This window comes from Variovorax sp. GW823-FHT04F07 (assembly GCF_058795995.1).
In genome coordinates, this window is sequence record NZ_JBXAIG010000001.1 from 1,733,348 (window position 1) to 1,743,791 (window position 10,444).

At 70.2% G+C, this 10,444-nt stretch carries 10 protein-coding genes; all 10 read right to left on the minus strand.

Translation table 11 applies throughout. The features are described from left to right. Position 1: 1 nt before the first annotated feature. The gene (locus AC1RAA_RS08135; protein ID WP_492727559.1) at positions 2-1,018 is read right to left on the minus strand and encodes a phosphotransferase enzyme family protein; all 1,017 of its coding nucleotides are present in this window, start codon (positions 1,016-1,018) and stop codon (positions 2-4) included. A gap of 67 nt (positions 1,019-1,085) precedes the next feature. Next, on the minus strand, positions 1,086-1,370 hold the full coding sequence (locus AC1RAA_RS08140; protein ID WP_235944056.1) for a hypothetical protein: 285 nt from the start codon (positions 1,368-1,370) through the stop codon (positions 1,086-1,088). Between the two features lie 11 nt (positions 1,371-1,381). Then, the gene (locus AC1RAA_RS08145; protein ID WP_492727560.1) at positions 1,382-1,930 is read right to left on the minus strand and encodes a YbjN domain-containing protein; all 549 of its coding nucleotides are present in this window, start codon (positions 1,928-1,930) and stop codon (positions 1,382-1,384) included. Positions 1,931-1,965: 35 nt separating this feature from the next. Next, positions 1,966-2,913, minus strand: coding sequence for a peptidylprolyl isomerase (locus AC1RAA_RS08150; RefSeq protein WP_307693284.1), 948 nt, complete (start codon positions 2,911-2,913; stop codon positions 1,966-1,968). Further along, positions 2,910-3,635, minus strand: coding sequence for a hypothetical protein (locus tag AC1RAA_RS08155; protein WP_492727561.1), 726 nt, complete (start codon positions 3,633-3,635; stop codon positions 2,910-2,912). Before AC1RAA_RS08155 ends, AC1RAA_RS08150 begins: the two co-directional genes overlap by 4 nt. Positions 3,636-3,648: 13 nt before the next feature. Then, on the minus strand, positions 3,649-5,508 hold the full coding sequence (locus AC1RAA_RS08160; RefSeq protein WP_492684187.1) for a putative porin: 1,860 nt from the start codon (positions 5,506-5,508) through the stop codon (positions 3,649-3,651). Further along, a complete protein-coding gene (locus AC1RAA_RS08165; protein WP_492727562.1) occupies positions 5,505-6,248 on the minus strand; it encodes an energy transducer TonB in 744 nt (247 codons plus the stop codon). The genes AC1RAA_RS08160 and AC1RAA_RS08165 overlap by 4 nt, the downstream gene beginning before the upstream one ends. A 10-nt stretch (positions 6,249-6,258) precedes the next feature. Further along, positions 6,259-6,672: an ExbD/TolR family protein gene (locus AC1RAA_RS08170; RefSeq protein ID WP_062474100.1), complete on the minus strand. Its 414-nt coding sequence runs from the start codon at positions 6,670-6,672 to the stop codon at positions 6,259-6,261. A 12-nt stretch (positions 6,673-6,684) separates the two neighbouring features. Then, positions 6,685-8,493 carry a DUF2341 domain-containing protein gene (locus AC1RAA_RS08175; protein WP_095947038.1) on the minus strand — a complete coding sequence of 603 codons (1,809 nt, stop codon included), beginning with the start codon at positions 8,491-8,493 and terminating at the stop codon, positions 6,685-6,687. Between the two features lie 80 nt (positions 8,494-8,573). Beyond that, positions 8,574-10,232 (minus strand): ShlB/FhaC/HecB family hemolysin secretion/activation protein, encoded by a 1,659-nt coding sequence (locus tag AC1RAA_RS08180; protein WP_492727563.1) that lies wholly within the window; start codon positions 10,230-10,232, stop codon positions 8,574-8,576. Between the last annotated feature and the right edge of the window lie 212 nt (positions 10,233-10,444).

The window sequence follows — 10,444 nt, forward strand, 5'->3', positions numbered from 1 at the left end:
CTCACTCGGGCGTTCGCAACTCCGCCCACGCCGTCAACATCTTCACCTGAGTGCGCAGCCAGCTCGTCGGCATCGACTGCGTGCCCCACACCGCGATGCGGCCTGCGTGTTCGCCCATGAGCCAAAACTGCCGCACGGCCATGAAGGCGGCGATGGCGTCGACGTCCGCCGAAGGCAACGGACGCGCGCTGCGGTAGCCCGCCAGGTAGCTGCGCCAACGCGCCAGCGACGTCGCGTCGAACGATCCGCTCACCGTGCGCGGGTGCATCGCCCACAGGTACACGCACAGGTCGTAGGCCAGCCAGCCGGGGCCTGCATCGTCGAAATCGAAGAACGAGGCGACGCGCACGCCGTCCAGACCCTCCGTCACGAAGTTGTTCATGCCATGGCAATCGCCGTGCCCGTGAACGCGCGTCAGGGCCGGCATCGCGGTGACGCGGGCTTCGAGTGCGCGCGCGATGGCGCTGAACTCCGGGCGCAGCGCGTCGGTCATGGTGGGCGCGGCGTGCAGGCGCTCCAGCGACGCGTGCAGCAGGTCGGGCAGTTCCAGGGTGTAGCGGCTGGCGGGGCCGTGGTAGTCCTGCGCGGCTTCGTGCAACAGCGCCAGGCCGCGGCCGGTGGCTTCGACGTCGGGCAGCACGTCGCCGGGCACGTCGCCGTCGAGGTGCTCGAACAGGATCAGCGGACGCTCGCCCTCGGGCAGGTCCATCGCGACAGCATGTGTGCCGTCGCGTGCCGCCAGCGCGCCGGCCACCGGAACGCCCCTGGCCTTCAGGTGCACGAGCAGTGCCGTTTCGTAGCCGATGTTGGGGGCGCCGCGCGGGCGGTCGGCGCTCAGGCGCGCGACGGCGTGGCGGCCGTCGGCAAACTGCAGGCCGTAGACATGGTTGAAGCTGCGCCGCAGCAGCTCGCACGACCAGACCTCGCCGAAGTCGTAGGCCTGCGCCACCTTCTCTGCGATGGCAGCGCCCGTGGGCGTGGTCTGGGCGATCTGGGCAGAGCGGGCGGGCGTCGTCACGGGGCGACCTTTCGGGAGCGTGGGGCGGGCGATTCTGCCCTACCCTCCGCAGCCTCCCCGCATGGCGTCAACGCTCCAGATCGCGATCGAGCAAGGCGCCCCCGTCCCCCACCTGCCGCCACGCAGGCGCCAACGCCTTGCGCGCCGCATTCAGCTCGGCCATCGAGATATGCAGCTCCGCCATGGTCTGCACCAGCAGCTCGAGCAGCGCGGCGCGCTGGCGCAGCCGCACGGTCTCGGCGCGGCGCGCGCGTTGGGCCTGGCGCGCCGCGGCCTGGATGGCGCGGCCCGTGGGCGAGTCGTGCGAGGGATGGTGGTGGTCGTCCACGGACAGGCCGGATGCAGCGCGCATGGGCAGTGGCATCACGCGGCGGCGGGCACACCCTGGACGGCGGCGGTGGCAGCAGCAGCGTCGGCATTCGCCGCATCGCCGCGCGTCTCGGCGGCGGGGCCGTAGTTGCGCAGGTGCAGGAAGAACTCGCCCATCATCTGCATCCACAGACGCACGGCAAACGCCAGGTAGGCGGGGCTGACGCCGCCGGCCACGACCACGTCCATCTCGAGCACGACGAAGTCGCCGTGCTGCGCCACGCGCGCAAAGCGCTTGCTGCGGTGCCAGGCGGCGAGCACGGCCTCGGGCAGCGTGCCGCCCTGCACGCGCAGCGGGCAGCTCAGGGTGAAGTCGGTGTACTGGGTGGTGGTGACGGCGTTGCCCCACAGCACCTGGAAGCCGATGCCGTGGCTGGCGCTGTGCAGGCGCACCACGCCATCCTGTTCGATGGCGGTGACGGCGCCGCCGGCGGCCTTGATGGCGTCCGACACCTGCTCGGGCGTGACGGCGTCGAGCATGTCGAAAGGCACCGGCGTGGCGGCCTGGTCGTCGGCTTGCGGGGTCGTGGCGGTGGTGTTCATGGTGTGCTTCTTCTTTCTGAAAAGGGGGAATGGGTTCAGTTGGTTTTCTTGAGCGCGGCGTCGAGCGCGGCGCTGTCGATGCTCAGTTGCGCCGGCGGCGCCAGCTGGGCCATGTAGGCCTGCACCAGCTGCTGCTGCCGCTGCTGGCGCAGCGCGGCCTGCAGTTGCGGCTTCATTTCCTCGAGGGTGGCGGTGCGCGCGGGCTGGGTGTCGAGCAGCTTGACGATGTGAAAGCCCGCCTCGGCCTGCACCGGCTCGCTGACCTGGCCCTGCTTGAGCCTGGCCACGGTGTCGCGCAGTTCGGGCAGGATGCGCGCGAGCGGCAGCGTGTCGACCTCGCCGCCGCGTTCGGCGCTGCGGCGGTCCTGCGAGCTGGCGCGCGCCACGGCGGCGAAATCGCCGCTGCGGGCCTGCTTGGCGAGGCGGTTGGCTTCGTCGCGCACCTTGGCGATGGCGGCCGGGTCGCGCTCGGGCGTGGCCAGGTAGATCTGCGCCACGCGGTAGGCGGCCGGCAGGTTGAAGCCGGTCTTGCCCTGGTCGTAGGCGGCCTTCACCTCGGCGTCCGACGGAAAGCCCGCAGGCACCTGGCTCACGGATTCGAGGTAGCTGGTGGCGACGATGCGCGCGGTGATCTCGCGCGTGGCGGCGTCGATCTTGGCCTTCACGTCGGGCCGGTCGGCCCAGCCCTTGGCGCGGGCGTCGCGCAGCAGCGCTTCGCTCACGAGGCGCTGGCGCAGCCAGCCATCGAGGCTCGCGCGGTCGGCCTTGACGGCGGCGCGCTCGGTCTCGGGCAGGGTCTGCAGCAGCTTCTCGATCTCGTCCTGGCCGATGGTCACTTCGCCGATGCGTGCGACGACAGCGGGGCCGGGCGCGGCGGGCTGCTGCGCGGCGGCCACGCCGACCGAAGAGACGAGCAGCACACCGGCTGCCGCGCGCAGGCGGCGGCCGAGCCCGGCTGCGGGAGTGGCTTGTGCGGGGTTCATTGGGGCTTTCCTTCCGTGGGGGATGCAGCAGCCGCAGGCGCCGGCGCGCTCACGGCGCGCACGTCGAAGCGGCTCTCGTAGAGCTTGTCGCCGTACTGCTGCGCGATCTGTTCGTACTTGACGCGGCTTTGCGCCGCGAAGGGCTGGCGCGAGGCGAGCACGCTGCCCACGTCCATGGTTTCGTAGGCGCGCAGCACTTCCTGCCCGACGGCATACAGCTGCGTGTTCTTGGCCTCGCACTGCGTGAGCGCAGTGCGCTGCAGCGCGGCCTCGCCGGCCAGGCGCTGGCGTTCGGCCTCGGAGGCGCGCGCCATCTTCAGCAGCTCGTCGTACGCGCCGCGGAACTGCGCGATCTGCGCGCCCGCCTTCTCGCTGGCGACCTGGGCCTGCTCGCGCAGCTGCGCGTTGCCGGCGCTGGCCTGGCCGCGTGCATGGCGCTCGGACGCGAGCTGGGCCTGGCTGGCGGCCAGTTCCTTCTTCAGCGTCTCGAGCTCGGACGCGGCCGGCGCCGCACCGGGTGCCGCGGGCGCCTTGCCCGCGGGCTGGCCGGCCTTGAGCGCGGCCAGCTCGTTCTGCGCCTGCTGCAGCTGGGTGGTGGTGGTGCGCAGCTGCGCGCGCAGCCGCTCCTCCATGCTCTGGCCCTGCGGCTGCTGGGCCTGCGCGACGCCGGCCGTGGCGGCCAGCGCGGCCAGGGCCAGCGCCGGGAAGATCGTTCGGGACACGGCGGACTCCTTCTTAGAAACGCGCATTGAATTCGAGCTGCAGGGTGTCGATCGACAGCGGCGGGCCGTAGACCTCCTTGGTCGAGATCCAGCGGCCGGTGAACCACATGTTCTTGTCGATCGCGTACGAGCCGCCCAGGAAGTAGCCGCGCGCGTTGGTGCCGCCGCCGTGGAAGCTCGAATCGTTGTAGCCATCGGGCATGGCATCGGGCTCGATGCGCTTGTAGCCCGCGAGCACGTTCCAGTCGCCGCGTGCGGCCGGTGCCGGCTTGCCGTAGGTGGCCTGCAGCATGTAGGCGTTGCCGCCGCTCTTGAAGTCGGACTGGGTGGTGCCGCCGGTCGGGCCGAAGTTGTTCACGATGGCGCCACGGATGCCGCCGCGCTTCCAGATGTCGTTGGCGTCGTAGGCGGTGTTGCGCACGAAGTTGGCGTCCAGGCGCAGGTTGTTGCCGGCCACCTGGGTGTCCCAGCGCAGGTTCAGGTCGATCAGGCGGAACTTCGAGGCCAGGCCCACGTACTGCGGCTGCGGCGTGCCGGCCGGGTTGAGCGGGTCGAGCGAGATGTCGCGCAGCAGCATGAGCGTGTTGCCCTTCTGCATGAAGGCCGGGCGCGACCAGTCGGTGCTGCAGCCGTCGGCGCCTGCGTACAGCGCGCAGGGCTCGGAGACCTGGCCGCTGACGTTGCGGAAGTTGTAGTACGCCAGCGCGCCGCGCACGCGGTTGTCTTCGTTGATCTTCCAGTCGGCGCCCACCTGCGCGCCGAGCAGCCACTTGTTCTCGCTCTTCATCTTGCGCTGGCTGCGCGTGGGTGAACCGTCCGCGGAGTACTCGAGCGGAATGAGGCCCAGCGTGCCGAACAGCGAGAGGTCGCGGTTCGAGGCCAGCTTCTTGTCGAACTGCGCGGCAATGCCGTCGAAGTTCAGGTCGCTGGAGTACAGCAGGTCGGTCGACATGAAGGGGTTGCCGAAGCGGCCGCCGGTCACGGTGAGCCAGTCGGTCGGCTTGTGCGAGATCCACATCTGGTCGAGCCACACGCTCTTCTTGCCCAGGCCGCCGCCCAGCGTGGTGGTGGTGGAAACGGGGCTCTCGTCGCTGCCCGAGGCCAGGCGCACGCCGGCCTTGGTGTTCTCCGACAGGTCGGCCAGCAGGCCCACGCGTGCGCGGGCGCGGAACAGGTTGCGGCGGTCCTGGCGCGTGTTCAGGATCGACGGCAGCGACAGGTTGGTGTTCGGGTTGACGTCATAGCCGCTGCCCTGGTTGAGCGAGGGCCAGTTGATCTCGATGTCGCTGTTGTTGCCGGCGTAGCTGCGCGATTCGTTGCGCACGCGCACGTCGCCTTCGAAGCGGATGCGCTTGCTCCACTCGGGCGTCTCGTTGGGCGCGGCCCAGCCTTCGTCCTTGGCCTGGGCCATGACCTGCGCCTTGACCTCGTCGCGGATCTGGTCGCGCACGGTCTGCGAGATGTAGGGCACGCGCACGTCGCCCGCTTCGAGGCGCATGCCGCCCGCGACGGTGGCCGATGCGGCGGTGGCCGACACGGCCGCCTGGCGCTGTGCCTGCTGCGCGGCGATGGCTTCGGTCTGGGCCTGGGCCAGCAGCGCTTCGCCCACGTCCTTGGCGAGCGTGCCGCTTTGAATGAGGCCACGAATCAGCTTGACCATGGCGGATTCGCCCGCGGGCGCGGCGGCGGTCTGGGCCATGGCGGTGCCGGCCGACAGCACGAAGGCGGAGGCCACGGCCGCCGCGAGCGCGCACTGGCGCAGGGCCGGCATCGCGCCCCGGCGCGGGAGGGTGTTGTGCAGGGTGTTCATCGCTTCGTTCACTGGAGGAAAGGAGTCGGGCCGGGCGTCGGCCGTACAGGTGTGGAAAGTCATGGCCGGCGGCCTTTCATCGACACGCGCATCGGAAAGCGCATCGAGGCCGGCGGACGTTCGTCGACGCGGTCGAGCCCGCGCACCAGCGCCAGCACGGCCTCGTCGATGTCCTCGGTGCCGGTGCCGCGCACCAGCTGGGCGCGCGTGGTCTTGCCGTCGGCGCCGAGCCACAGGTCGATCTGGATGTCGTCGAACACCAGCTGGCGCGTGCGCGGGTCGCGCGACAGCGCCTGCTGCAACATGCTCGACACGTAGCGCGCATACGAGCCGCTGCCCAGGCCGCCGCCACCGCCGGTGCCGCTCATGCCGCCGCCGCTGCCGGCCTGGATGCCGAAGGCGTCGTTGCCGGCCTGGCCGGCGCTGTCCATGGTCACCGGGTCGCCCAGGTCCTTCGAGGGGCTGGGCGGCGCGTCGTCCTTCGGCGCTTCCAGCGGCTCGACCGGCTTGGGCTCGGGCTCGACCACTTCGGGCTTGATCTTTTCCGGCTCGGGCTCGGGCAGCTTCTCGGGTTCGGGCGGCGGTGGCGGGGGCGGCGGCAGCATCAGCGTGGGCGCGTCGGCCACCACGCGCTTCTGGCTCGCGGTGTCGGACAGGAGCCGCCACACGAGCAGCGCCAGCGCCACGACGATCGCCAGGCCGATGACCACCCCGCCCCAGCGGCGCCACAGCGCGGCCGTTCCACCCGTGCCGCTGGAGCGCGGCGCGGGCGAGGCAGAAGAAATCGGGTCGCGAGAGTTCACGCTCCGGTCCTCACTTCTGCTTGCCGGTCACGAGGCCGATCTGGTTCAGCTCGATGCGGCGCAGCAGGTCGAGCACGTCGACCACCTTCGCGTACTGCACGCTGGCGTCGCCGCGCACGATCACGGGAAAGTCGGGCGACAGCGCCTTCTCGGTGCGCAGGCGCTCCTCGAGCTCGGGCAGCGTGACCGGGTAGGCGTCCAGGAACACGTTGCCCGCGTTGTCGATCGTGATGGCCTTGGTCTTGGGCTTTTCCAGCGCCACCGAGGCGCTGGCCTTGGGCAGGTCGACCTTGATGCCCGGGATGCTGGCGTTGCTGGTGAGGATGAAGATCACCAGCACCACCAGCAGCACGTCGACGAAGGGCGTGATGTTGATGCCGCCCGTGCGCTTGCGCACGGCGAACTTCGCGGCTGTGTTTGCCATGGTGCGCGGTCCTCAGGCGCGGCGCGCCTGCACGGCCACCGGCAGCGAGCGGCCCTCGCCCTGCTCTTCGGCCAGGCGCGTGACGAACTCGTCGACGAACACGGCCATGTCGGCGCCGATGGCGTCCGAGCGCGAGGCCAGCCAGTTGTAGCCGAACAGCGCGGGGATCGCGACGCCCAGGCCGGCGGCGGTACACAGCAGCGCGGCGGCCATGCCGGGCGCCACCGAGTTGATGTCCACGGCGCCGGCCATGGCCGCCACCACGAACACCAGCATGATGCCGATCACGGTGCCAAACAGGCCTACGTACGGCGCGCCTTCGATGGTGGTCGACAGCCAGTTCATGCGCTTGGACATGCGCTCGGTCTCGCGCACCATCACGCCGTCCATCGCGGCGCGAATGGCGCCGATGGTGGAGGCCGACACGGCGTTCAGGTCGTAGCCGCGGTCATGGCGGCGGCGCATCTCCTCGATCGCCACTTCGTACAGGCGCCACAGCGAGGAATCGGCACGCACTTCCTGCGGCACCGTGTTGTTGGTGGCCAGGCGGTCCAGCGGCGCACCGGCGGCTTCGCGGAAGTGCTCGATGAAGGTGGCGTTGGCGCGCGAGGTGGCGCCGAAGTTGCGGCCCTTGCCGATCATGATGGCCCACGACAGCGCCATCATCAGGCCCAGCAGGCCGACCACGATCCACGCGTCCAGCGGCATCGCGGCCAGGATGAAGCCGAAGTGGCTCTTGCCGGCCTGCTGCTCGTCGGGGCCGAAAGCGGCCAGGCGCGACTCGGCGCCTTGCGACACGGCATCGGCCAGCAGCAGCGCGTCGGGACGTGCGACCTTCGACAGGCGCACTTCGTCGATCGCGCCGGTGAACGGCGCAAAGCCGGCCACGGGCGCTGCGCCCGGTGCAGCGGGCGCGGCAGCCGGTGCATCGGCGCCGAGCGCGGCGGCGGTGTTCAGCGCGGGCAGCTTCGCGGCCAGCGACACGGCCGGACGGCCGCCCACATACAGCGCGACGCTGTCACCCTCGGCCTTCACCGCCAGGTGCGACCACTGGCCGGCCTGCACCGGCTGGCCGGGCGTGCTGCGCTGGCCGTTCACCTGCACGAAGGGCACGCCCTGGTCGATGCCGACCACGAGCTCGCCGGCGCCGTCGCGGCGCGCATAGATCGCCTGGCGCGCGCCGAGCGAATCGGGCTTGATCCAGGCCGAGAAGGTCAGCGTGCCGCCGGCCGTCACGGCCAGCGAGGGCGTGGCGGGCAGCATCAGCGCACCGTTGCCGAGCTGGGCGCCCTTGCCGATGACCGTGCCTTCGACGGGCACCGCCGCGGTCTGGCCGTTGTTGCCGTAGGCGGTGGTGTCGCGCGGCGGCACCGCGCCTTCGGCGAAGTGGTAGACCAGCGTGTAGTCGGGGTCGAAGCTGCGCTGGCCGTTGCCCGAGGCCGGGGCCTTGGGGTTGCCGTAGTACATCCACAGCTTTTGCGGCGTGCCGGCCGAGACGTTGGGCACGTCGACCCAGATCAGCGCGATGCCCAGCAGCGGATCGAACTGTTCGATCTGGTGGTTGAGCACGGTCTTGTCGTCGCCCGCGACAAAGCGCAGGTCGGCGCCGGTCTCGCTCACGCCCTCGAACTTGAAGTTGCCCGTGTGCAGGCGCACCAGCACCGGCACGCGCCCGGCATCGCTGCCGATGGCGCCGGCCTGCGGGCCGCCGTCGATGGTGACGGGTTTGCGGTAGGCCCACTCGGCCTGCCACCAGGCATGGGCCAGGCCCGGCAGGAGCGTGCTCAACAGCGTGAGCGCGATGAAAAGAAGTCGTCGCATGACAGGGTTCTCCGGAAAGCTCGTGGAATGAGAAAAAAATCGAAAAGAGGAATGGCTGTTGCCGTCGGTCGTTCGTTCGGTCAGTAGCTCGCGGTGATGCTGAAATTCACCTGCGTGTCGTGCTTCCTGGTGCGCGGCCCGTCGACCAGCGGATAGCCGATGTCGACGCGGCCCGAGAAATACGTGCCCACCTTGAAGGTCGTGCCCACGCCCACCGAATACAGCGAGAAGCGCTCGGCCTGCTCGGGCAGCGGGCTCTTCAGGCGCAGCCGCGCGGCGTCGGCAAAGGCGTACACGCGCCAGTTCTCGACGGTGCTGCCCAGGAAGGCCAGCGGCTTGCTGCGCAGCTCGACCGAGCCGACCACGCCGTAGTCGCCGGTGGCCTCGGCCGAGAGGTAGCCGCGCACCGAGTTCATGCCGCCCGCGGCGATCTGCTCGCTCGAGACGAGCGGCGAATCGGTCATCTGTGCGTTGACGCGGAAGGCCACCTGCGTGCCGCCCTCGAAGCTGTGCGCGCCGTTGAGGTCGGTCTTGAGCACCATGAAGCTGGGCGAGGCCTTGTAGCGCTTGTAGTCGAAGGCCGCCCAGTCGCTGCCGTACTTGAACGAGCTGCTGGTGCCCGCCACCAGCGACACGCCCACGCCGTACTGGCTCTTGTCGGTCTGGCGGAAGCCCGAGTACGACAGCGTGATCGGCGCGTACTTGAGCGGCACGGTGTCGCCGCTGCCCTTGAGCGTCAGCGCTTCCTTGTTGTTCTTGAAGTCGACGCCCACGCTGAAGGCATGCCACCAGTTGCCGGTGTTGGGCACCGTGTAGGTGGCCTTCAGGCCGATCGAGTGGCCCTTGCCCAGCACGGTGGTGCCGCCCACGGTGGCCACGTTGCTGTCGGACACGAAGGCGTTGGCCTCCAGGCTCCAGTTCGTGCCCTTGAGCGGCGCGTTGTACGAGGCCGAGAACACCTGCGTCTGGTTCAGGTCCTGCGGCGCGCCGAAGAAGCTGATGGAGGCGCTGTGGCCCATCTGCCAGAGGTTGTCGTGGCCCAGCGAGGCGCTGGCGCGCAGCTTGCGCGTGTCGGCGCTGTAGTCGTTGTTCAGGCCGACGCTGGCGCGCCACGGGCTCTGGTCCTCGACCTTCAGGTCGACGTCCATCGTGCCCGGCATGGTGCCGGGGCGCACCAGCGGCATCACCTGGCGCTTGGGGCTGCGGTTGAGCGCGGTGAGCTCGGCCTGGGCCTTGTTGAAGTCGGGCACGCCGCCCTCCTTCAACGCCGGCACCTGGTCGCGCACGTCGAGCGGCGAGTTGTACTCGGCGCCCACCACGCGCACGCGGCCCACGCGGGTCTCGTTGACCTGCAGGAACACCACGCCCTGCGTGACCTGCTGTTCGGGCAGGTCGACGTACACCGACTGGTAGCCCGCCGCCTGGTAGGCCGCGAGCAGCGCGTCGCGCGCGCCCTCCACGTCCTTGAGCGTGCGCTCGGGGCCGAGGAAGGGCGTGACCGCCTTCTCGATGGCGCGGGCGTCCAGCACGGTGTTGCCGCGCACGATGTATTCGGCGATGTCGACCTTGCGGGCCGGTTCGGCGGCCGCGGGCGCGCCCGCAGCCGGTGTGGGCGCCGAGGTCGGCGCCGGCGTGGAGACAGCGGCAGGTGCTTGTGCGAACGCTGCCGCCGGGGCACCGATCGCCATCACCGCCAGCCACACCGCTCTCCAGCAGGTCGGTGGGGCGTTCTTCTTCATGTCATGCATTTACAGCTCGGTTCTCAAGGATGAAGCTCGCGTGGCAGCGGCTCATGGTGGAGAGCCTTCATGTCGCTGCTGCGTACCGATACCTAGACGCACGGCGTGCGCGGCGACTGTCGTTTGTCACGAAAACTTCATCAAGAAATCGGCACGAGGTCCGGCGCGGCGGGTTTCGCGCACATAAGAAGAAGGGCCTCCGCATGGGAGGC

Bases quoted from the DNA above. Each gene is read 5' to 3' on its own strand.
- AC1RAA_RS08160 (WP_492684187.1), bottom strand. From the start codon at position 5,508: ATGACTTTCCACACCTGTACGGCCGACGCCCGGCCCGACTCCTTTCCT.
- AC1RAA_RS08180 (WP_492727563.1), bottom strand. From the start codon at position 10,232: ATGAAGAAGAACGCCCCACCGACCTGCTGGAGAGCGGTGTGGCTGGCG.
- AC1RAA_RS08140 (WP_235944056.1), bottom strand. From the start codon at position 1,370: ATGCGCGCTGCATCCGGCCTGTCCGTGGACGACCACCACCATCCCTCG.
- AC1RAA_RS08145 (WP_492727560.1), bottom strand. From the start codon at position 1,930: ATGAACACCACCGCCACGACCCCGCAAGCCGACGACCAGGCCGCCACG.
- AC1RAA_RS08150 (WP_307693284.1), bottom strand. From the start codon at position 2,913: ATGAACCCCGCACAAGCCACTCCCGCAGCCGGGCTCGGCCGCCGCCTG.
- AC1RAA_RS08170 (WP_062474100.1), bottom strand. From the start codon at position 6,672: ATGGCAAACACAGCCGCGAAGTTCGCCGTGCGCAAGCGCACGGGCGGC.
- AC1RAA_RS08175 (WP_095947038.1), bottom strand. From the start codon at position 8,493: ATGCGACGACTTCTTTTCATCGCGCTCACGCTGTTGAGCACGCTCCTG.